The sequence below is a fragment of the Streptomyces sp. PA03-3a genome (assembly GCF_033792735.1).
Taxonomy (GTDB): domain Bacteria; phylum Actinomycetota; class Actinomycetes; order Streptomycetales; family Streptomycetaceae; genus Actinacidiphila.
The window spans coordinates 24793-46475 of the sequence record NZ_JARAVM010000040.1 but is presented as its reverse complement, the minus strand read 5'-3'; the positions used below and the strand labels follow the sequence as shown (position 1 = coordinate 46475).

General features: G+C 69.1%; 18 protein-coding genes. 5 read left to right on the top strand and 13 right to left on the bottom strand.

What is annotated here, in order from left to right; translation table 11 throughout:
- Positions 1 to 121 precede the first annotated feature (121 nt).
- Complete coding sequence (locus PV342_RS34380) at positions 122 to 1321, bottom strand: cysteine desulfurase-like protein (RefSeq protein WP_500320117.1); 1200 nt, start codon at positions 1319 to 1321, stop codon at positions 122 to 124.
- Positions 1322 to 1585: 264 nt separating this feature from the next.
- Positions 1586 to 1897 (bottom strand): antibiotic biosynthesis monooxygenase family protein, encoded by a 312-nt coding sequence (locus tag PV342_RS34375; protein ID WP_400804582.1) that lies wholly within the window; start codon positions 1895 to 1897, stop codon positions 1586 to 1588.
- Positions 1898 to 3215: 1318 nt separating this feature from the next.
- Between PV342_RS34375 and PV342_RS34370 the strand changes: the two genes are divergently transcribed.
- A complete protein-coding gene (locus PV342_RS34370; protein WP_500320115.1) occupies positions 3216 to 6896 on the top strand; it encodes a S8 family serine peptidase in 3681 nt (1226 codons plus the stop codon).
- Positions 6897 to 7187: 291 nt separating this feature from the next.
- Here the strand turns inward: PV342_RS34370 and PV342_RS34365 are convergent, their stop codons facing one another.
- On the bottom strand, positions 7188 to 7310 hold the full coding sequence (locus PV342_RS34365; RefSeq protein ID WP_500320113.1) for a hypothetical protein: 123 nt from the start codon (positions 7308 to 7310) through the stop codon (positions 7188 to 7190).
- Between the two features lie 101 nt (positions 7311 to 7411).
- Between PV342_RS34365 and PV342_RS34360 the strand changes: the two genes are divergently transcribed.
- From PV342_RS34360 to PV342_RS34350, 3 genes are all read left to right on the top strand, one after another.
- Positions 7412 to 7951, top strand: coding sequence for a peptidoglycan-binding domain-containing protein (locus PV342_RS34360; protein WP_400804575.1), 540 nt, complete (start codon positions 7412 to 7414; stop codon positions 7949 to 7951).
- A 488-nt stretch (positions 7952 to 8439) separates the two neighbouring features.
- Entirely contained in the window at positions 8440 to 9873 is a 1434-nt protein-coding gene (locus PV342_RS34355; protein ID WP_400804572.1) for an aldehyde dehydrogenase family protein, read from the top strand.
- A 168-nt stretch (positions 9874 to 10041) separates the two neighbouring features.
- Positions 10042 to 10863: a helix-turn-helix transcriptional regulator gene (locus tag PV342_RS34350; protein WP_500320111.1), complete on the top strand. Its 822-nt coding sequence runs from the start codon at positions 10042 to 10044 to the stop codon at positions 10861 to 10863.
- Between the two features lie 166 nt (positions 10864 to 11029).
- On the opposite strand, the gene rpmF is transcribed toward PV342_RS34350, so the two are convergent.
- Positions 11030 to 11125 (bottom strand): 50S ribosomal protein L32, encoded by a 96-nt coding sequence (gene rpmF, locus PV342_RS34345; RefSeq protein WP_391580543.1) that lies wholly within the window; start codon positions 11123 to 11125, stop codon positions 11030 to 11032.
- A gap of 738 nt (positions 11126 to 11863) precedes the next feature.
- Between rpmF and PV342_RS34340 the strand changes: the two genes are divergently transcribed.
- On the top strand, positions 11864 to 13501 hold the full coding sequence (locus tag PV342_RS34340) for an ABC-F family ATP-binding cassette domain-containing protein (protein WP_500320109.1): 1638 nt from the start codon (positions 11864 to 11866) through the stop codon (positions 13499 to 13501).
- Positions 13502 to 13852: 351 nt separating this feature from the next.
- On the opposite strand, the gene PV342_RS34335 is transcribed toward PV342_RS34340, so the two are convergent.
- The 9 genes from PV342_RS34335 to PV342_RS34295 all read right to left on the bottom strand — a co-directional run bounded on the left by PV342_RS34335 (position 13853) and on the right by PV342_RS34295 (position 21663).
- Positions 13853 to 14947 (bottom strand): hypothetical protein, encoded by a 1095-nt coding sequence (locus PV342_RS34335; RefSeq protein ID WP_500320108.1) that lies wholly within the window; start codon positions 14945 to 14947, stop codon positions 13853 to 13855.
- Between the two features lie 535 nt (positions 14948 to 15482).
- Positions 15483 to 16370, bottom strand: coding sequence for an SDR family oxidoreductase (locus PV342_RS34330; RefSeq protein WP_500320107.1), 888 nt, complete (start codon positions 16368 to 16370; stop codon positions 15483 to 15485).
- 54 nt (positions 16371 to 16424) lie between these two features.
- Positions 16425 to 16808, bottom strand: a complete 384-nt coding sequence (locus tag PV342_RS34325) for an MmcQ/YjbR family DNA-binding protein (protein ID WP_500320106.1) — start codon at positions 16806 to 16808, stop codon at positions 16425 to 16427.
- A gap of 131 nt (positions 16809 to 16939) precedes the next feature.
- Positions 16940 to 17857, bottom strand: a complete 918-nt coding sequence (locus PV342_RS34320; RefSeq protein WP_400804555.1) for an NADP-dependent oxidoreductase — start codon at positions 17855 to 17857, stop codon at positions 16940 to 16942.
- Between the two features lie 51 nt (positions 17858 to 17908).
- Positions 17909 to 18538 (bottom strand): nitroreductase family protein, encoded by a 630-nt coding sequence (locus PV342_RS34315; RefSeq protein ID WP_361008384.1) that lies wholly within the window; start codon positions 18536 to 18538, stop codon positions 17909 to 17911.
- Between the two features lie 4 nt (positions 18539 to 18542).
- Positions 18543 to 18905: an isocitrate lyase/phosphoenolpyruvate mutase family protein gene (locus tag PV342_RS34310; protein WP_500320104.1), complete on the bottom strand. Its 363-nt coding sequence runs from the start codon at positions 18903 to 18905 to the stop codon at positions 18543 to 18545.
- Complete coding sequence (locus tag PV342_RS34305) at positions 18830 to 19438, bottom strand: isocitrate lyase/PEP mutase family protein (protein WP_500320102.1); 609 nt, start codon at positions 19436 to 19438, stop codon at positions 18830 to 18832. Before PV342_RS34305 ends, PV342_RS34310 begins: the two co-directional genes overlap by 76 nt.
- A 385-nt stretch (positions 19439 to 19823) precedes the next feature.
- Positions 19824 to 20279 carry a GNAT family N-acetyltransferase gene (locus tag PV342_RS34300; protein ID WP_400804549.1) on the bottom strand — a complete coding sequence of 152 codons (456 nt, stop codon included), beginning with the start codon at positions 20277 to 20279 and terminating at the stop codon, positions 19824 to 19826.
- Between the two features lie 163 nt (positions 20280 to 20442).
- On the bottom strand, positions 20443 to 21663 hold the full coding sequence (locus tag PV342_RS34295; RefSeq protein ID WP_500320100.1) for an MFS transporter: 1221 nt from the start codon (positions 21661 to 21663) through the stop codon (positions 20443 to 20445).
- Between the last annotated feature and the right edge of the window lie 20 nt (positions 21664 to 21683).

Below are 21683 nucleotides of genomic sequence, written 5' to 3'. Positions count from 1 at the left end.
CAGCGCGAAGGCGGTGCATCATCGAGGTCCAGAGCGGCCTGCTGGTCCCCGGCCCACGCGAGCGCCGCGGCAGCGGCCGGACCGGTGCCCCGGGACGCACCCGTGACCAGTACTCCGCGGGTCACCCGGCCACCTCCGCGACACCGTCGATCAGCCGCTGCACGTCCTCGTCGTCGACGTACGGGGCGAGCCCGGCACGCACCGCGCCGGTGTCGCCGAGCCCCAGCAGCCGCGATGCCTCCAGCGCGTAGAAGTTGCCCGCGGGAGCGTTCACACCGCGCCGCGCCAGCCGCTCGTAGACCTCCCGGCCGGGCACTCCCTCCACGGAGAAGAACACCGTCGGCGTACGGCGTGCCGGCGCACCGTACAGCCGCACCCTGCCGATGCCCGACAGCCCCTCCAGCAGCCGCCTCAGCAGCTTCTGCTCGTATGCCTCGACCGCTCGCATCGACTCCAGCACCCGGCTGCGCCGGTCGCCCGCGGAGGACGCAAGTGAGGCGATGTAGTCCACGGCCGCGGTGGTGCCCGCGAGCATCTCGTACGGCAGAGTGCCCAGCTCGAAGCGTTCCGGCACGGCATCGCTGGAAGGCAGCAGCTTGTCCGGTCGCAATTCCTCCCACAGTCCCGGATCGGCCACCACGACACCATGGTGGGGGCCGAAGAACTTGTACGGCGAACACGAGAAGAAGTCGGCGCCCAGGGTGGCCACGTCGACCGGCGCGTGCGGCGTCAGGTGTACCCCGTCCACGTACAGCAGGGCTCCGAGCTCGTGGACGGCCGCGGCGATCGCCGCCACGTCGGGGCGCGTGCCCAGCAGGTTCGACGCCCCGGTGACCGCCACCAGCCGGGTCCGGCCGGACAGCTGTTCCCGCAGGGCGTCGACGCTCAACTCGCCGCTCGCGGGATCGAACGCGGCCCACCGCACCGCCGCACCGGCGGATTCCGCGGCCTGGATCCACGGCCGGATGTTGGCATCGTGGTCCAGACGGGTGACGACCACCTCGTCACCGGCTGTCCACTGCCGCGCCAGGGCACGGGAGACGTCGTACGCCGCCTGCGTCGCCGACCGGGTGAAGACGACGCCGCGCGGCTCGCAGCCGAGAAGGTCCGCCATGGCCTGCCGCGCCTCCTGCACGACCTGCTCGGCACGGCGCTCGGCTGCCGTCACCGAGCCCCGGTTGGAGATGCCCGAGCACATCACCGCGGCCATCGCCTCGGCGACCTGGCGGGGCACCTGTGAGCCGCCCGGCCCGTCGAAGTGGGCCACCTTTTCCTTCAGCGCGGGGAAGTCGTCACGGATTCGCAGGACATCGAGATGCATGCGCCTATCCTGCCGGAACGCGGATTCCGCGCGGGCCGGGTCACACAGGACGGATCCGACCCCCGCGGCAAGCGGTTGCACCTGCGCATGGCGCGTACGTTCCTGGGACTGCGAAGTCAGCAGTAGCAGGGACCACACCCGGTGCAGGCCTCACCGCGCCAGTCGGGGGCTTCATCCCTGGTGCCGTCTTCGGACTCACGACACCGTACGCGCGGCGTGAGCATGACCCATGGATATTGACCGGCTGGTGCTACCGGCGTGTTCTCAGGAAGCGTTGAGCTCGACAACAACGCGGTAACTGGCGGGTTCCGAGGTGATGTGAAGGCGCGGATCGTCGAAGAGGCGCTGCAGCGCGGCATGCCACTCGGGGTTCGCGGTCGCTTCGTCGAGAGCGGTGCCCGAGGTCCACTCGGCGATGTGGAGGAACCGCGTCTCGGGCGCATCGGCCAGCGGACGGTGCAGGCGGGAGCGGACGAAGCCGGGCTGGGTGGACATGATCCTGGCGTTCTCCTGATACGCCTCCGTGAAGTGGTCGGCTTCGTCCGCCGGCACGATGTAGCTCTTGATGACGGTCACCGGGCCGTCGACACCGGTCTTCGATTCAAGGGATTGACTCATGCCCACTCAGACCGGCGACGCTTCGACTGCGTGACACACGTCCGTCAATTCTGTCGCGCCATTACCTTGCCGACGGCAACCCAAGTCCCACACGAACCAGGCGCTTAGGCGAGTAAGACCGTGTCCTACACGGCTATGCCGCATCAGGCAACGTTCGCCGTGCTGTGATGGCTGAGCTAATACTGTGTGCCGATGGGCAATGCCTCGGTCACACGTCAGTCGGGTATGTCTTCGGTGTCGAAGTCACCGGCGGAGGTAAGGCCCTCGACGAAGGATCGGAAGTCCGGGGCGAGGGCGAGCTCTTCATTACGGTCGATGTCGAACCACGTCACCCATGGTTCCCCGTGTCGGCCGGATGCCCGGTAGTCGAGCGCAATCCAGTAGTGCCCGCCGCCTGAGAGGAGCACGGCAGGCGCGAGAAGACCTCATTCCTCGATCAGGTAGGGACTGTCCAGCAGAGAGACTCGACGGCTTCATAGCCGGCACCGGCCCGACCCTCGACATCCCAACGTCACCCTGACCAGCCGAAGTCAGTAGCGCCGGTGGGCGCGCCGCAGGAAAGCGGTCTGCCGACCGGAAGCCGCCGGCGGGTCGAGCCGGGCGGTGCGGGGGAAGCCGGCGCCCGATGCGCACGGCGCCCACCGAAAGCAGCGGAGCGCACGCCGTCCCCACGGGTGCGAGCCGCCGCACTGTGGTCGGCACCCGCGCGCAGCGCAGCCCGGTGCTCATGGATGATCGCCTGCCTCGGCGGAGCGAGATCTTCACGTCGTGGGGCCATTGCGCGTGTTTCCAGACGCCGATGCAACAGGGACTGCGTGAAGGCGGTGATACCGCGATGTTTCGCCTGTGTAAGAAGGCCGTGGAAAGCAGGACGGCCTCCGGTCGGGTGACGTACCGAAACGTTCACCATCCCCCGAAAGGGGTCACAACAGCCTCTCTTTCGCGTGCCGTCGCGGGGCGGACATCGCGGCCGGCCTCCGGCACACGGCCGTCGCCGGCCCCTTGACGAGGGGCGCGAAAGCCTCGCAGGCTATCGACTGGCAGCCATAAGTTCAATGACTTTACAAATCCTCGTCATCGATGGTCAGATGCGCTCCGAACACTGATCATGGAGGGTTTGTTGCGAGTTCCATCTCCCCGAAGATCTGCGGTGTCCCTTGCCGCGGCTGTCGTTGCCGGCCTCATAGTCTCTCCGACCGCGTCCGGCGCCACGTCTTCCCTACCGTCGTATGCCGCCGCAGCCGGACAGGGCAGCGCGCAGCGGGTGCCGGTCTCGGTGACGCTGATCACCGGTGACAAGGTGAAGGCGGCTCAGGAGCCCGGTGGTGCGGTGTCGGTGGACGACGTCCAGCGTGCGGCGGGTGCCAAGGGTTCGGTGCGTGTCGCCGTCGAGAACGGCGACACCTACGTGTACCCCGATGAGGCGATGCCCTACATCGCCACTGGTCGGCTGGACAAGCAGCTCTTCAATGTTACGCAATTGGTTGCCCAGGGCTACGACGACGCCCACGTCAACGCGCTGCCGCTGATCGTCACTCAGTCCGAAGGCGCCGTCGCTCGCAAGAGCGCTGCCGCGAAGGACGCACTGCCGTCCGGTGCGAGTCTGCCCGGGGCGAAGGCCACCCTCCAGCTGCCGTCCATCAACGGAGCGGCCGTCAAGGCCCAGCGGTCGAAGGCCGCCACCTTCTGGTCGGCGCTCACCGACACCAGCGGCCAGGACGTCGCGCGGTCGGCGGCACGGATCGCCGGAAGCGCGGACGATACGGGTGCCCCCGCGTTCGCCGCCGGCGTGGACGAAGTGTGGCTCGACGCCAAGGCGAAGGCGACCATGGCGGAGTCGAACGCCCAGATCGGCACTCCTGAGGCGAGGAAGGCCGGTGGCACGGGAGCCGGAGTCCGGGTCGCCGTTCTGGACAGCGGAGTGGACCCCACCCACCCGGACCTGGTCAAGCGCGTCGTGGCGTCCCGCAGTTTCGTAGAGGGCCAGGAGGTGGTCGACCGCAACGGCCACGGCACCCACACCGCCTCCACCGTCGCCGGTACCGGCGCCGCCTCCGGCGGGAAGGAACAGGGAGTCGCCCCCGGCGCGGACCTGATCGTGGGGAAGGTCCTCGGAGACGACAACTCCGGTCCCAACTCGGGGATCATCGCGGGCATGGAGTGGGCGGCGCGGACCGAGCATGCCAAGGTGATCAACATGAGCCTGGGGATAGGGATATACCACACCCAGGACGATCCCATGAGCCAGGCCGTGAACAAGCTGACCGCCGAGACGGGCGCGCTGTTCGTCATCGCCGCGGGCAACGAGGGCACCGACCCCTACAGCGTGAGCGCCCCGGGCACCGCGGACGCCGCGCTCACCGTCGGCTCGGTGGACTCCTCCGACGTCCTCGCCTACAACTCAGGGGCCGGGCCGCGGTTGAAGGACGACGCCCTCAAGCCCGATCTGACCGCGCCCGGCGTCGAGGTGCTGGCGGCACGTTCGCAGTACATGACGGGCGGCGAAGGCTACTACCGCACCGAAAGCGGCACCTCGATGGCGGCGCCGCACGTCGCCGGGGCGGCGGTGCTGCTGGCCCAGAAGCACCCGGAGTGGTCGGGGCAGCAGATCAAGGACGCGCTGATGAGTACCAGCGCGCCGACCCCCGCCTACACTCCCTACCAGGCGGGCACCGGTCGTCTGGACGTCGGCGCCGCCTACGTGCACGACCAGGTCGTCGCGACCGGGTCCGTGGACGTGGGGCTGGTGCGCTGGACCAAGGACCACAAGCACGATCCGGTCAAGCGGAAGATCACCTACACCAACACCACGGACAGCGCCGTAACCTTGCGGCTCACGGTGGACCGCGGTGCCTCGCCCGCGGGGGCGTTCACCCTGGGCGCCGACCGTGTCACGGTCCCGGCCCGCGGCACCTCGACGGTCGAGGTCGTCGCCGACCCGAAGGGTCTCGCGGCGGGTCTGTACTCCGGCCAGGTCACCGCGCGTTCCGCGGCCGGCGTCGTGCACACGGCGGTGGGCATGTCCGTCGAGGCCGAGAAGTACGACCTGACGGTCCGCCTGAAGGACAAGGCCGGCAAGCCCGTGGGTGGTGAGGTCGAGATCACCGGCGCCGACGGGACCACCACCATTATGTGGGCCCCGGACGGCAAGCTCACCAGCCGCTGGGCTCCCGGCTCCTACACCGTCGTCTCCACGATGGATGTGGAGGGCCGCAACGGCCCGCACTCCCTGGGCTACGCCGTACTGACCGCGCCCGAGGTGGACCTGAAGGCCGACATGGACGTGGAACTGGACGCGTCGCGCATCCGCCAGATCAAGGTGGACACCCCCAAGCCCACGGTCGTCACCACCAGCAGGATCGACCTCTACCGCTCCTTCACCTCGTCGCAGCCCACGCCCAACGACCATCAGGCGCTGCAGCAGATGGTTCTGCCCTCGCCCGGGTACGACAGCCTGTGGGCGCTTCCCACCAAGGGCAAGGTGAAGAAGGGCAGCTTCGTCTTCACCACCCGGATCCGGGCCAAGCAGACCCCGCTGAAGATCGCCTACGGCGGGCGCAGCCTGGACGAGACCGTGCTGGTGCAGCCTGGCTCCGCACCGTTCCAGGACGGCACCTCGCACGTCGAGGCCGTCTTCGCCGGCACCGGCAAGTCCGCCGACTACGCCGGCCTGTCCGCCCGCGGCAAGGCCGTGGTCGTCCGCGCCGACGCCTGGGTGACCCCGGCAGACCAGGCGGCAGCCGCGCGCGCCGCGGGAGCGGCGATGCTCCTGGTGGTCAACAACGCCGACGGGCGCCTGGTCGACTGGTACGGCGACCCGGACGGCACGACCGGGCTCATGCCGGTCGCGTCTCTCACGGTCGATGAGGGCGCGGACCTGATCAAGAAGATCTCGTCCCCGGGGAAGACCAAGCTGAAGGTCGAGGCCCATCCCTCGCCGCAGTACCTGTACGACCTGGCCGACTATCACCAGGGCGGCATCCCCGAGGACCCCTCCGCGGCGACCGACCCGGGCAGCCTCGCCCGCATCGACAACGTCTTCACCTCGTCCACCGGCAAGCAGATCAAGGAGAGCCGCGAGGACAGTCCGTCATACGTGTACTGGCCGGCCGGATACCCCTACGCCGGCGCAACGACTCGCCTCCCGTCGTTCCCGAGGGAGCCGGTCGCACCGGGTCCCCGCACCGACTGGGTCTCCGCCGGCGACGGCGTGAAATGGCAGCAGTACACCGACGTCACCGACGGCTTGTCCACCTTCACCGACATCGTCAGCTACCGGCCGGGCAGCGTGCAGAGCGAGCACTGGTCCAGCCCCCTCATCCGGCCGCGCATGCTCGGCTTCGAGGTCCCGTACCGTGTCGGCGACGTCATGGTCGGAACGATCACGGCATTCGGCGACGGAGGATCGGCCCACGGTGGCCAATCCGGCCTGATGTCGTATGACTTCGCCCTCTATCAGGGAGACAGGAAGGTGTACCAGTCCGGGCCGTACTCCGACTTCCAGGTGAGCGGCCTGGCCCCGCAGAAGCTTCCCTACCGGCTCGTGGTCGACGCGAAGGGGAACACCGACGTCACCCCCTACTCCTCCACCACGCACAGCGAATGGAGTTTCCAGTCCGGCACCGCCGACAACCAGGCCATCCCGCTGGTCCAGCTCGACTACGAGACGGCGGTGGACCTCGACGGCCGGGCGAAGCGCACGTCGGACTTCGCCGTCAAGCCGGTCGTCCTCGGCAGTGACGACGCCAAGGACGCGGTCTCCTCGGTCAAGCTCGAGGTCTCCTACGACGACGGCGCCTCCTGGCAGCCGCAGGACCTGAAGGAGAGCAAGGGCACCTGGCAGGCGCAGCTCCACGCGCCGGCCCGGGCCGGTTACGTGTCCGTCCGCGTCACGGCCGAGCAGCACAACGGGGGCGGTATCACCCAGACCGTCACTCGGGCCTTCGGCCTGAAGTAGCACCCGCGAGCGGCCGGTGCCCATACCCCGTGAGGGTGCGGGCACCGGCCGTCGCGCAATAAGCCGGCGGCGGACGGCGGGGGACCTTGCCGTCCCGGAGTTGCACCACTCCCAGAGACGCGATCCCGGTCGGACCGGAACGAGGTCGCAGCACGGCATGTCGTACTTTTGCGGGGCCGGACAGATGATCGCCGACGCGCTGGCTTTCGGGTCAGCGGGCGGTGAACAGCCGGGCGACGGCTCGCGGGCTGAGTTGCCATACGGCGATCGGTCACAGGGCGAACGCGGCGATCACGGGCCGCTCGCGAGGACGTGGCAGCGGCCGTTGGTCCAGGTGGCGCCGGGCATGTTGCAGTCTGGGCCGCCGCGGTGCCGGTCGTAGAAGGCCCCGGCACAGCCGACGAGCTGGCGCAAACGTGATCATCTTTGGCGTGAACTACCCGTATGGATCAGTTGTCGGAGGCTGTGTAATGGCCCGGTCCGGCTCCAAGGGGGGCCCGAATCCGGGAGTCTTCGTGAGTTCGCACACCAAGCGCATCAAGTGGGGCGCGTGCACGGTGGGGGCGCTGACCGCCGCCGTCCTCGCCATGAGCACCACCCCGGCCGCGGCGAACGGAACCTACAGCGGCCTCGAATACGTCTACGGGGCAGGAGCCTGGAGCGACGACTGGGGCAACGAGGGCGTCGTGGACACCAACACGAACAGGACTTCCAACGCTACTTGTCTGTGGCAGATGGTGTTGTGGGCAAACGGCTACCTCTCGTCCGCCTCGGACATCGACGGCGACTTCGGAAGCCGGACCAAAACCGCGACCGCCAACTGGCAGTCGGCCTCCGGCCTGACGGCCGACGGAAGCGCCGGCAAGGCGAGCTGGAGCTATGCCGCCGGGCGGATCAACTACTCCTCGGGCACTGAGTCGGACCTGTATCTCACCTACGTCGGCTCGGCGGGCCGCAGCTTCATCCTGCATCGCTTCCCGGACGGCGTCTACCAGTTCGTCGACGCGGACGGCGCTTCGCGGAACGCCGGTTACAACTACCGGACCTGCAGCTGACGCCTGCCGTCTGGTGCAACGAGGGCCCGCTTCCCCGGAAGGGAGGCGGGCCCGACGGGTCGAAGCCCCTGCGCGGGGGGTTCTCCTGTCCGGCGGGTGCCGAGGAGATCATGGCGCCGGCGGCCACGGAGACCCCGTGGGAGCTTCCCAGGAGTACCTGACGTTGATCACTGCTCCGTCCTACGCCCTCCTTTCGCGCGGGGGGCCCCGCCCGTGCCGGGAACCGGCGCGGGGAGATGTCCAAGATCATGGCCGCCTGCGTCGCCTTCAGGGACACCGACGTCGACCCGCGCACGCCCGGCGACGCCTGCCCCGCCGTGGCAGCGGAGACCGCCTCGCGGTGGCGCCGTCATGGAGCGACGAAGCCACCTGGGCCGAGAGGCCGGGAGCGTCACGGTGCCGGACTCCCCCGGGGGCCTGTCGAGTGACCTGGATCATGGGTATGGCCGGACATGGTTGCCGCGCGGCGGCCGCTGTTTCCTGGCGGCATGAACGAATATTCCGATGCTCCCTTCCCGGCCCCGTCGCACTGGATCGGGGGCGGCGCCGTCCCCGGCTCCGGGCCGCTGCTCGACGTCGTGAACCCCGCCGACGACTCCGTGCTCGCCTCTCTGGCCCAGGGCACACCTGAGGACGTCGACCAGGCGGTGGACGCGGCGCTGGCCGCCTTCCCCGCCTGGTCGGCGACCTCGCCCGAGGACCGCATCGCCGTGCTGCGGCGGGTAGCCGACGGAATGGCGAAGAACGCCGAGGAGCTCGCGGCGACGATCACCGTGGAGATGGGCGCCCCGATCTCCTTCTCCCGGCAGGCGCAGGCCGGATTCCCGGTGGCGGCGACCCAGGCCGCGATCGTCGCGGCCGAGCGGTTCGAGTGGACCGAGACGGTGGAGAACTCGCTGGTCGTCCGGGAGCCGATCGGCGTCGTGGGCGCCATCACACCATGGAACTTCCCCCTCCAGCAGGTCGTGACGAAGGTCGTCCCGGCCCTGCTGGCCGGCAACACGGTGGTCCTCAAGCCGTCGGAGCTCTCCCCTCTCAGCGCCCGGATGTTCGCGGAGATCGCATCCGAGGCCGGGCTCCCGGACGGCGTGCTGAACGTCGTGCAGGGCACCGGCCCGGTGGTCGGCGAGGCCATCTCCCGCCATCCGAAGATCGACATGGTGTCGTTCACCGGCTCCACGGCCGCCGGCAGGCGCGTCTCGGCGGCGGCCTCCGGGACCGTCAAGCGCGTCGCACTCGAGCTGGGCGGCAAGGCGGCCCACATCGTCCTGGCCGACGCCGACCTCGACTTCGCCGTCAACCGCGGCCTGGGCTACGCGTGGGCGAACGGCGGCCAGGCCTGCGGCGCCTACTCGCGGATGCTGGTGCCCGAGCACCTCCAGCAGGCGGTCGTCGAGAAACTGCGTGCCGCGGCCACCGGGTACGCCGTCGGCGACCCGGCCGACGAAGCCACCCGCATCGGCCCCCTCGCCTCCGAGACCCAGCGGCAGCGCGTGGACGGCTACATCCGGCGCGGCATCGCCGACGGCGCCACGCTCGTCGTCGGCGGCCCCGGCCGCCCGGACGGTTTCGAGGGCGGCGCGTATGTGAGGCCCACGATCTTCTGCGACGTCGACCCCGGCTCGGCCATCGCCCAGGAGGAGATCTTCGGCCCTGTCCTCGCGGTGATCCCGTACACCGACGACGACCACGCCGTCGAGATCGCCAATGGCACGATCTACGGCCTCAACGCCGCCGTCACGGGTGACGAGGAGCACGCCATGGCCATCGCCCGGCGTCTGCGGGTCGGCCAGGTCGACGTCAACGGCGGGCCGCACAACTTCCAGGCACCCTTCGGCGGCTACAAGCAGTCCGGCAACGGCCGGGAGATGGGCCGGGCCGGTCTCGAGGAGTTCCTGGAGACCAAGGCCATCACCCGCTGACCCCCGGCCCGGGGGCCGCGGACTGCCTGGGAGGGCGTCCGCGGCCCCCTGGTCACCCGGGGCATCAGCCCGCGCGGAGTTAGTCTGCACGTTGGGCGACGGCGCCCCGGGCGGCCGGTCCGGAGCGGCCGGAGCCCCGACGCACAGACACGAGAGGACGGAAGGCACGTGGCGGACCGAGCCGAGCTGGCGGCCTTCCTCCGGGCACGCCGGGAGGCACTGCAGCCGGAGGACATCGGGCTCCCGCGTGGGCGGCGCAGACGTACCGGCGGGCTGCGCCGCGAGGAGGTGGCGGCCCTGTGCGACATGTCGGTCGACTACTACAGCCGTCTGGAGCAGCCGCGGGGCCCGCACCCCTCGGAGCAGATGCTCGCCGCGATCGCCCGCGGCCTGCACCTTTCCCTGGAGGAACGCGACCACCTGTTCCGGCTCGCCGGCCACGCCCTGCCCCGCAGGGTGCGCCGCGGCGACCACATCAACCCCGGCATGATGCGGATCCTGGACCGCCTGGAGGACACACCCGCCCAGGTCATGAACCACCTGGGCGAGACGCTGCGGCAGACCCGCCCGGCCGTGGCACTGCTCGGCGACCAGACGGCCCACACCGGCTGGGCCCGCAGCGCGCACTACCGCTGGTTCACCGACCCGGCCTCCCGCCTCGTCCCCGAAAGCGACGCCCCGGAGCAGAGCCGGCTGATGGCGGCGGACCTGTACGGCACGTACACCCGCGACGGAGCCGACTCCCGCACCGGCGAACTCGTGGCGGAACTCCTCCGGGCCAGCGACGAGTTCGCGGGGCTGTGGCGCGAGCACCCGGTGCTCGGGCCCTCTTGCGCGCCCAAGCGGTTCCATCATCCGCAGGTCGGCCTGCTGGAGCTGGACTGCCAGACGCTCGTCGACCCCGACCAGTCCCAGCGGCTCCTGGTGTACACCGCGGTACCGGGAACGGACAGCCACACCAGCCTGCGGCTGCTCTCGGTGCTCGGCTAGCTGTTCCGACCGGGATGATTCACCAGATGGTCGAGAGGAGCAGCCACCCCCACGGCAACCGAATCACCACGCACCCGCCACACGACAGCAGGGGCTTGGGCCGGGGCAGGACCAGGAGCGCGTCAGGGCGGCGCTCGTTGCCCCGGTGTGCTGGAGTGGGCTTGCCTCACCGGGGATTCGTGCAGGGTGCGAGCGTCGGTGAGGCGGCCTTCCAGTGGGCACGACGGTGACGGACCCGGGAGCGGGAGGTGCGCTGCTGCATGCCCTGAGGCCCTTTCGTGAAGGGTTGTGGACGCCGGCGGCGCCGGCGGGACAACCGACCACGGGCCGTGAGGAGACGCGTCGAGACTTCCGGCACGCCGCACCGCCGCACACCCCTGCTCGCAACGCCGGGGCCCTGCGGCAGCAGACAGACGTGTGCGGCGACGGACGAAGGCATGGCGAGCCGGGATCGTGCGGTTCAGGACCGGGGTCGCTACTGCGCGAACGTGCCGATGAAGTACGCGCAGTGCGATCAACACCCCCGCAAGGATGGATTCGTGCTGCTACGCGACAGGGACGGCTGGTCACCGATTGCGGGCCATTGCCCGCCCGGCTGAGCCACCGGCAGTTCGGCGGCTAGAGTCTGTCGACCTCGATCATGCTCCTCACACTACAGCCGCGATCTACCACTCGTGCACCAACCGTCGCTTCGGCAACATGCGTAGAGCCACACGCGGCCGGCTCCGAGCAGCGGCAGGAGCCCCCTTCGCGATCACGGTGGGCGACGGGAGACAGAAGTCGGGAGCGGGTTGCTATGGTGGTGGGACGAAGAACGTACACAGAGGAGTCATAGACGTGGTGGGTGAAGACGACATCTCCGGGTGAGATCCGGACCTGACGGCCACCGGCCTGCGCTCAGAGGCGCCGCCGAGGTGGTCGGTTTCGTCGTACCCCTTTCTTCCACGTCTGCCCAGGGCAGAGGTCTACGCTCTGCCCTCAGTACTTCGAGGTCTCTCCCATGTCCGACGCTGCTGTCGTCTGCTCGAACGTCTCCTTCGTCTGGCCCGACGACACCCCCGTCTTCCACGACCTGTCCTTCTCCGTGACCCCCGGCCTCACGGGCCTGGTCGCACCCAACGGCTCCGGCAAGAGCACCCTGCTCAAGCTGATCTCCGGTGAGCTGAAGCCCGCCGCCGGCTCGGTGTCGGTGAACGGCACGCTCGGCTACCTCCCGCAGACCCTGCCCCTGACCGGCGACCTCACCGTCGCCGAGGTGCTCGGCGTCGCCGCAGTGATCCGCGCCCTGGATGCCGTGGAGTCCGGGGACGTCGACGAGAAGCACTTCGCCACCATCGGTGACGCCTGGGACATCGAGGAGCGCACCCGCGCCCAGCTCGACCGTCTGGGCCTGGCCGACCTCACTCTGGACCGCAGCCTGAGCACGCTCAGCGGCGGCCAGGTGGTCTCCCTCGGCCTCGCCGCCCAGTTGCTCAAGCGCCCCGACGTCCTGCTGCTCGACGAGCCGACCAACAACCTCGACCTCCAGGCCCGGCACAAGCTCTACGACGTGCTGTCGGACTTCAACGGCTGTCTGCTCCTGGTCAGCCACGACCGTGCGCTGCTTGACCGCATGGAACGCATCGCCGAACTCGGCAGCGACGAACTACGCATGTACGGAGGCAACTTCACCGAGTACGAGGACGACGTCCGCGCCGAGCAGGAGATCGCCGAGAAGAACGTCCGCAACGCCGAGCAGGAACTGAAACGGGAGAAGCGGGAGATGCAGCAGGCCCGCGAGCGCGCCGAGCGCCGGGCGAGCAACGCCGCCAAGAACCTGAAGAACGCCGGTCTGCCCAAGATCTTCGCCGGCAACATGAAGCGCGGCGCACAGGAGGCCGCGGGCCGGTCCGGCACGATGCACGCCTCCCGGGTCAGTGAGGCCAAGGCTCGCCTCGACGAGGCCGGACGGGCCCTGCGCGACGAACAGCGACTCAAGCTGGAGCTGCCCGGCACCCAGGTGCCCGCCGGGCGCAACCTGTTTCTGGGCGAAGGCATGCAGGTCCGCCTCGGTGACGAGGACGTGTTCGCGGCGGGCGGCGTCGACCTCAGTGTCCGGGGTCCCGAGCGCATCGCGCTGACCGGACCCAACGGGGCCGGCAAGACCACTTTGATGCGGCTGGTCACCGGTGATCTCGCCCTGCAGAGCGGGGAGATCAAGCGCAATGACGGGAGGATCGCCTACCTGTCACAGCGTCTGGACCTGCTGGACCCGGACCGCACCGTGGCGGAGAACTTCGCCGCGTTCGCGCCCGAGCGCCCGGAGGCGGAGCGGATGAACATACTCGCCCGATTCCTCTTCCGCGGCGCGCGTGCCCATCTACCGGTGGGTGTGCTTTCCGGCGGCGAGCGGCTGCGCGCCACCCTGGCCTGCGTGCTGTGCGCGGAGCCGGCACCGCATCTGCTCCTGCTCGACGAGCCCACCAACAACCTCGACCTGGTCAGTGCGGGGCAGCTGGAGAGCGCGCTCAACTCCTATCAGGGCGCCTTCATGGTGGTCAGTCACGACGAGCGGTTCCTGGCCGAGATCGGGATCAACCGCTGGCTGCGGCTGGCCGACGGCGCGCTCAAGGAGACGGCGGCGCCACCAGCCGTGTGAACCGCCACCGTGTGAAGCGGCTCCCCGCCGAGGCCCTACGCCTGAAAGTCCCCCTCCCCCAGCCCCTGGGGGAAGGGGAACCGGGCGCGATGGCATGTGTGGAGCCGCACGGTCTGTCGGGAGGCCCTCGCCAGGGGTGGAGCGGATGGCACAGCACAGGCGGGATCGGGCGCGGCCCGTCCAGCCGACTCGTCGCCTCGGGCGAGGTGTGCTCCGACCTCGACATCCGCCCTCGGGCCGCTCAGCACCCACCCGTCTGGCTTTGTTCATGAGAACGGACAGCAGATGTTCACCACTTCGGGAGGCACTGCTGTCCGGCGCTGTTCGATCGGTACTGGCACACGTACTCCGCTAGAGGAGGCCGGTGCGCATGTACTGGGTGAGGTTGTCGTGGATCTCGCGTAGCCACGGGCTGCGGACGGCCGGCAGCCGGGCTAGGGTTCGTTGGAAGACTCCCCAGTCGATCCGGAACACGTCATGGACGTTTGGCGTGGGCGGGTCGTCGCGAAGGACGCCGTCGGGTATCGGACCCGATGAGGGGGTGGGCAGTTGCGGCTCGGGGAAGACCAGCCGGAGCCACACCCCGAACGGCAACGGAACCAAGCGCGCCGGAGTGGCCGGGGTCCATGCCTTCCCGGTCTGTGGGTGGGACGGCACGAGGAGGACGTCGGCGCCGTCGTGGGCCGGCTGTCCCGGTCCGGCCAGGACGGCGCGCCGCCTCGGCCCGCCGGCTGGCAGCAGGGTGTCGAGGGCGCGTTGGAACATCATGGCGGTCAGGCCGTCCGGCACGGCTACCGCCCGGCCGTCGGAGGCCACCAGGAGGTGGGCGAGCGCCTGCCCGGCTGCCGCCACCCACTGGGGACTCCAGTGCCACCGGTCGCTCGCGCGGAACGGCTCTCCCCACGGGGCGATCGGCTCGGACGGGGGCACGCCCGCCCCCTCCGCGAGCAGGTCCGCCCAGGACAGCGGTCCGGCGTCGGCGCCTTCGACGGGAAGGCGGCGCACGGCGTTCGGGGCGAGCCACACGGCCTGCCAGAGCGAGCAGTCGTCGATCCTGCTCGCCACGGGAAGACCGCACGCCGCGCAGGCCATGTTGGGGCCGTCACCCCCGTCGAAGCCGCAGCAGGCGCCACCGCGCTTCTCCGGGATCAGCACGGCGCCACGGGTGTCTCCTGGTGCGATGACGACCGCGCCGGGCGCGGCTTCGGACAGGGCGTGGACCGGCGCGTAGATGCCGCGGGCAGCCGCCTCGCCCGGATCGATCTCCTCCCACCTTCGCCACGGCGGCCCCCAGGGCTCCAGTTCCACGGCGAACGTCCCCGATTGCATGAGCACCGGAAGCTGAAGCCCGTTCCCGTACTTCTGGCGGGCGTGGGCCGGCAGGGCAACCTGGGACAATGGGGCGGTCAGCTCGGAGCCACACCGCACACACACGAAAACGAACAAACGTCCTCCGCTCGGGAACAGAGGGGCATCCTCGCAGTTCCGCGGCAGACCGGCCAACGTATTCTCAAGTCGCTGTGGGGCCGAAGCACAGCCACGACGCTGAGCATCACCGTTCGAATCCTCGGCAGGCTCCAGTGCCTCCCGAAGTGGTGGACATCTGCTGTCCGTTCCAGTGGACAAAGCCAATCGGGATCGTCGATGAGCTGCTCCGGCATCTCCCGCGGTGCGGTCGCAGCGTGGATGACGAGCGCGGACCGCACGACCTTGTCCCGACGGGCGGCCAGACGCCTACGGAACCGATCCGGAAGGTAGGCGTCGAGATCTGGGCTGTGCACGAGCCAGTGGTCCCCGAGCGTGATGATATCGGCGATCATGGACTCGGTGAGGTCCGGACGCCTCGCCACCTCTCCCCCACCTCGCCGCCATGCGAACAGCCGTCGGCCCCTGGGAGCCGGCGAGGCGGGATTCATCGCCAACCCGCCCCTCGCGCTGTCAAGGTGGCCCGGAGTCAGAGCGTCGGCGTACCCAGAGGATTTCAGCCCAGGGCGGGGTAGTCGCCGGCAGCGAGGTCGTCGAGCAGGCTCGGGTGGGTGGGCTTCCAGGCGTACCGTTCCCGGGTCAGTGCACTCGACGATGGCATGTCGAGGGCGAACACGCGTCCGATGACGCCGAAACGCTCGGTCGGCACCGACGCGACCGGCACCGCGAGAACGCCGCCGATGACCTCGGCCAGCGACCTCATGGTGTCGCCCTCGTCGGCCACCGCGTGCAGGACCGTGCCCGGCTCAGCGTCCTCGAGCGCGATGCGGAACAGCGTGGCGGCGTCGAGCAGGTTGACCGCCGGCCATCGCTGCGTGCCGTCGCCGACGTATGCGGATACGCCGGTTTCCTGTGCGGCGGCGATGAGCACCGAGCAGAAGCCGTATGTGATCCCGCGCTGGTGCACGGAACGCGGCAGTCGAACGACAGAGGACCGGATGTCCTGGGCGGCCAGGGTCAGCACCTCGTGGGAGGTGCGGCCGCGGCCGCCGACCGGACCGTCGGTGGTGTCGGGGTCCTCCTCGGTGGAGGTGTGGCCCGGCTGCATCGGCGTGAGGCCGGCGTGCACGAACGGCTTGCCACTGCCTGCGAGTGCGGCCGCGAGGGTCTTGACGGCGCGTGCTTCCTCTTCGATGCCCTGCTCGATGTTGCTCCAGTCGTTGCTGAAGGCCAGGTTGATGACACCGTCCGCCTGCGTGGCACCGGCGCGGAGGCTGTCGAGGTCGGTGAGGTCGCCGCGGAGCGGCGTCCCGCCGGCGGCGGCTACGGCTGTAGCCGCGGCATCGGAGCGGACGAGGCCGAGAACATCGTGACCTGCGGCGATGAGCTCGGGAACGACGACTGAGCCGATGCTGCCGCTGGCTCCGGTGACGAAAACGCGCATGGGAGGCTCCAGATGACTGCTGCGACGCTGCGTCGCAGGATGGCATGCCGAGGGTCAGGCATGGCGGTCGTAGGTGTGTGGATCAACGGGTTGCCTGGACTTGGGAAGCCCGCCGACCACAAGACGGTAGGAGTCGGTGACGAGCTCCCTCACCAGCTTGTCGTCGACGGTGTCTCCGCCTTCCACTGTGATCCAGTGCCTTTTGTTCATGTGGTAGCCGGCGGTGATGCCGGCGTGCTGCTCACGCAGAGCTGTGGCGTCGTCCGGATCGGCTTTCAGGATCAGGACGGGGCGTCCAGGCATGTCGGTCATGAGCATGAAGACCTTGCCGCCCACCTTGTGGAGCTCCCAGTCGGGGTGGAAACGTTGCTCCTGATCGGTGCCTGGCAGTTCCGCGGTGTGGTCGCGCGCGATCTTCTGCAGTTCCTGTCCGTCCAAGGTGATCCGCTCCCTGTGTCGGTTCGAGTGCCCGGTGTGTGTCGGTCCGGGTCCTTGCGCCGGTCGGTGGCCGATGGCCGGGACGTGGATCCGGACCACGACCCGGCGCTCGGACGGTGGCCGTCCGCCCCCTACGGGAGGACGCGGATGACCGTCTTGCCGAGGCGTCGCGTGGTCGGGTTGAGGGCGCCGACGGCATCGTCGAGGCTCGCGACGTCACCGATGTTGGTCCGCAGCCGTCCGTCCCGCACCCGCTGCACGATCTCACCGAGTCCGGCGCGATCGGCTTCGACGACGAAGTCGACGGCCAGGCCGTCGTCGGGCCGTGCTTCGACCGGGCCGACGATGGACACCAGTGTTCCCCCGGCCCTGATCAGGGCGGCGGACTGCTTCTGCACGTCGCCACCGATGACATCGAAGACCAGGTCGACGCCGCCGACGTCCTTCAGCGTGTCGTTCTCGAGGTCGACGAACTCGTGCGCTCCGAAGTCGAGCGCCTTCTCACGGTCGGCGGCGCGTCCGGTGCCGACGACGTAAGCGCCGGCTTCGCGCGCGAGCTGGGTCACCATCGTTCCGACTGCGCCGGCCGCGCCGTGCGCGAGGACGGTCTGGCCGGCCTGGAGGCGACCGTGCTGGAACAGGCCCTGCCAGGCGGTCAGCCCCGAGATCGGGAGGGACGCGCCTACCGTGAAGTCGACGTCGCCTGGCAGCGGTGCGAGGTTGCGCGCTTCGATCGCCACGTACTCCGCGAGAGTCCCGTCCCGGTGCCAGTCGGCAAGGCCGAACACCCGCTGCCCGACCGACAGTCCCGTGGTGCCGTAGCCGAGAGCGCTGACCACTCCCGCCAGCTCGTGGCCGGGGATCGACGGTGTCTTGTCACGGCCGGCGCGATCGGCCCAGGTGGACGGCCACTCCATCTCCGTCGGGACGAAGCCCGACGCATGGATCCGAACGATGACGTCGTTGATCGCTGCGAGCGGTTCGGGCCGCTCCGTCAGCGTCATTCCGGCCGTTCCCGCGGCCTGGTCGGTGACCACAATGGCTTTCATCGAAATAGCTCTTCCGGATAGGTGTGGTGGGTTCTGGTTTTCGAGTGGGTTTTAGATGAAGGTGAACAGCTGGTCCGCGTCGAAGCGCGAGACCGGGGTGGTGTACACCCTCTCCGGGTCGGGGTAGCCGAGGGCCAGCAGCACCGTCGTGGTGTGTCCGCTCTCGCGGATCTTGAACGCCTTGTCGACACTGGTCGGGTCGAACCCCTCCAGCGGTGTGGCCTCGACGCCGAGCTCGGCGGCCGCCATCATCGTCAGGCCCACCGCCATGTAGGTCTGCTTCTCCATCCAGTGGTTCAGGTCCTTGTAGCCGTAGTTGCGAAGGTCGAGGAAGTTGCGGGTCATGGATTCCCACAGCGCCTGCTTTGACGGATCGGGGAACCGTCCGTCGGCCCTCTCCTTTGCGAACACCGCCTCGAGGTGGGCGTCGGGCAGATCTGCCCGGGTGGTGAGGATGATGGTGTGCGACGCGTTGAGGATCTTCTCGGCGTTGTCCCGGAACCGTTCGCCCAGGTTGTCCGCGAGCCTCTCCTTGCCTTCGGGAGTGGCAAGGACGTAGAAGTGGTTGGGCTGCACGTTCACCGATGACGGCACGGAACGCAGGAACCGCAGCAACTGCTGAAGGGTCTCCCCCGGAATGGTCTTGCCGGGATCGAAATACCTGGTGAGATGCTTGTTCATGAGTTTATCGAGATTCACGTGAGGCTGCCTTTTTCTTGCGATGAGCGGGCGAGGGGTGGTGATTCGCGGATTGCGGCTCGTTCGTTCCGCGAGCAAGCAGTTCGCTGATGCGCTCGAAGCTGGTTCCCGTCGTCGCGGTGGCGAGGTCACCTGCGACGAGAGCCTTGATGGCCTGCTCGAGTGCCTCCATTGCGTGGGTGTAGAGCGCTGGACCCACGCTGATCCGCTTGACCCCGGCCTTTTGCAGCTCGGCGACGGTCAGCACGTCGTCCGCCGGCGAGATGAGGACGTTCACCGGTTTCGGCGCGACAGCGGTGACGATCGCGACGAGTGCGTCGAGGTCGGGTGGGTACGGCGCGTAGAGCACATCCGCGCGACCTCCGCGAAGGCCGTCAGACGCCGGATGGTGTCGTCGAGATCGGGCCGCCCCTGGATGAAGTTGTCCGTGCGGCCGGTGACGACGATGCGCCCCTTGGCGGCCTCGACGGCGCTGCGTATGCGGTGGACTGCCTCGTCGAAGTCGCGGATCGGTTGATCGGGATTGCCGGAGGTGTCTTCGATCCCGATACCGGCCAGGCCGGACTCCACGGCGGCTTCCACGGTCGCAGCGACGTCTTCGGGCGTGTCGCCGTAACCGTCCTCGAAGTCCCCGTTGACGGGCAGCCCGGTGAGACGGCCGAGCAGCCGCGCATGCTCGAGGTGCTCACCGCAGGTGACTTCGTGACGCCCGTCGGACCGGCCGAGTGTGGTGGCGAGTGCCGCCGATGACGTCGCGATCGCCTCGAAGCCGGCATCGGCGAGCATCAGCGCCGAAAGGCCGTCCCATGCGTTCGGCATGACGAGGCCGCCCTCGCGGGTGTGCAGCGCCATGAAGTTCTCATACAGTTCGGAGCCCGGCATGACGAACCTTTCCGGAATGATCGTTTTGTGCGGTGAAGGTTTACGGGCCGTACGCGCCCCAACTGGGGGTCCCGGCGATCAGTCGGGGCAGCGGCCGAGCGGGCGGCGGGAATGTCGCAGCACCTCGACTGACCGGCCCTGGCTTGACCCCCCGCAGCCGGCCCGACAGATCGCTGAGAGCTGCTTGCATGTCCACAGGGAACCGCCTTCCTCCAACGTACCGCAGATCGGCCTCGCTTTGGGACCAGATAGTCCTGTCACAACATGCTCTGATGTCCGGCTTGCATATATATGCACCCCACTTACGATGGTCGAGGCTCAGCAGATAAGGGACGAGAGAGTCCTCTTCTTGTCACATGCCCCGCCAGGTTGCGAAGTCCTCGGCTCACGGCCGTAGCGGCCCGCCATGGCGGCCCTCCGCGGGCTCCCGCCCGGGGAAGGCGCCGGCGCCGGGATGGACCGGATCAATGAGGTCGGCGTACTCGGGGTTGCGGTCGATGAACTCACCCACCACCGGGCAGATGATGGTGATCTTCTTCCCGCGCCGGCGAATTTCGTCCAGCACGCGAGAGATGAGCTCCGTGGCCACTCGATTCTTGCGGTACGCGGGGTCGACCCAGGTTGTCAGCAGCACGATGCGGCCGCCCACGAACCGGTACGAGAGCTCGCCGATCCCTACATCACCGAGAGCGGCGATCCAACGACCGTGCTCTGCGTCGTGGACGAGATCCAGCACCCAGCGGGACTCCGACTCGCCGAGGTCCGCCTCGTTCAACGCAGCGATGAGCGCAGCGTTGTTCTCTTCGCGGGCGGACGCCTCGGCCCCGAAATTGAACGTCATTGTCACACTTTCTGTTGTGGGACCCGATACGTGGGTCCGGAGAGACCGGTGTGGCCTCTGGTGACTCGTAGGCGTCCGCACCGAGCTTGAGACCCACCCCGCGCACGTCGCCGTGCCCTCCTCATGGGCGGGTGGGGTCGGGTGCCGGCGGCGTTCGCCGCGATCACTCGGCGTACTGCCGGTTGCCGGTCATGTCGGTGTGCGGGTCGCGGGCCGCGAGGACGCAGACGACCGTGGCGACGACCGCGAGTAAGGCGTACCCGAGGGCGATGTGCGACAGCGGGAAGACGGCCGAGAGTTGGCCGGAGATGAGGCTGGGGAAAGCGGCTCCGCTGTAGCAGAGGAGGTAGATGGCGCTGAAGATCGGCGCCCGGTCGGCGAGGGTGCTGTCGTACAGCAAGCCGCGGGTGGCGGAGCTGATGGCGATGCCTTGACCGGTGCCGGCGATGACGGTAGCGGCGATGAACAGCGCCAGTGAGGATAGGGCGATCGATGTGATGATGCCGATCCATCCGGCCAGGAAGACGACCATGCCGATTCGTTGGGCCGTCGCTGGTGTGAACCGGCCGCCGACGGGAGCGCCGAGAACGCTGGGGGCCATGTAAAGCGCGAACAGCAGCCCCAGGGTGAGCGGGCTGTGGGTGTGGAATTCATCTGCGACCAGTGCGGGCACGAAGGCCTGGTAGAAGGCCCCGGTCGCCCATGTCGCCAGGAACACCGCGGCGGCGACAGGGAGCAGATGCCTGACCCGGACCGGTATGCGGACCTGGGGTATGAGTGATCGCCAGGCGCCCGGCGTCGGCTTCGCGGTTTCCGGGCTGATGGCGATGAGTGCGCCCGACAGCACGAGGAAACCGGCGCACGCCAGATAGATGAGGTGGCGTGGCCAGGGGGCGAACTGGACCAGCGCGCCGGAGGCGATGGCGCCGAGGGTGAGGCCGAGCATGGGGGCCTGGCTGGAGGCGACGGAAGCCAACCATTCCGGTCTGGTGGGTGCGGCGTCCACGATGTAGGAGGTGAGGCTGCTGCCGGCCATCCCAGTGCCGACACCCATCAGCAGCCGGCCGGACAGCAGGGTCCCGATGTCGTGCACGTTCAGCAGGAGCAGGCAGCCCAGCAGGAGCAGGCCGAGGCTGGCGATCGCGGTGCGCCGTCGGCCCAGATGACCGGACAGTCGTCCCAGCACCAACAGTCCGGCGATGGTGCCGACGGCGTTGCTGACGACGGCCAGCGAGATGCCGGCGTTGGTGAACCCGTCCTCGGCCCGGTAGGTGTTGAACAAGGGGATCGGAGCGGCCGACGCGGCGAACGAGGCCACCAGCGCGACCACGGCGGACGAGAAGGCCAGTCGGAGCGTCCTGCCCCGGCGAGTCAGGTTGATCACAGGCGCCAGGTCCTGCATCG

Bases quoted from the DNA above. Each gene is read 5' to 3' on its own strand.
- PV342_RS34380 (WP_500320117.1), bottom strand. From the start codon at position 1,321: ATGCATCTCGATGTCCTGCGAATCCGTGACGACTTCCCCGCGCTGAAG.
- PV342_RS34355 (WP_400804572.1), top strand. From the start codon at position 8,440: ATGAACGAATATTCCGATGCTCCCTTCCCGGCCCCGTCGCACTGGATC.
- rpmF (WP_391580543.1), bottom strand. From the start codon at position 11,125: ATGCAGCAGCGCACCTCCCGCTCCCGGGTCCGTCACCGTCGTGCCCAC.
- PV342_RS34340 (WP_500320109.1), top strand. From the start codon at position 11,864: ATGTCCGACGCTGCTGTCGTCTGCTCGAACGTCTCCTTCGTCTGGCCC.
- PV342_RS34330 (WP_500320107.1), bottom strand. From the start codon at position 16,370: ATGCGCGTTTTCGTCACCGGAGCCAGCGGCAGCATCGGCTCAGTCGTC.
- PV342_RS34320 (WP_400804555.1), bottom strand. From the start codon at position 17,857: ATGAAAGCCATTGTGGTCACCGACCAGGCCGCGGGAACGGCCGGAATG.
- PV342_RS34315 (WP_361008384.1), bottom strand. From the start codon at position 18,538: ATGAACAAGCATCTCACCAGGTATTTCGATCCCGGCAAGACCATTCCG.
- PV342_RS34305 (WP_500320102.1), bottom strand. From the start codon at position 19,438: ATGCCGGGCTCCGAACTGTATGAGAACTTCATGGCGCTGCACACCCGC.
- PV342_RS34300 (WP_400804549.1), bottom strand. From the start codon at position 20,279: ATGACGTTCAATTTCGGGGCCGAGGCGTCCGCCCGCGAAGAGAACAAC.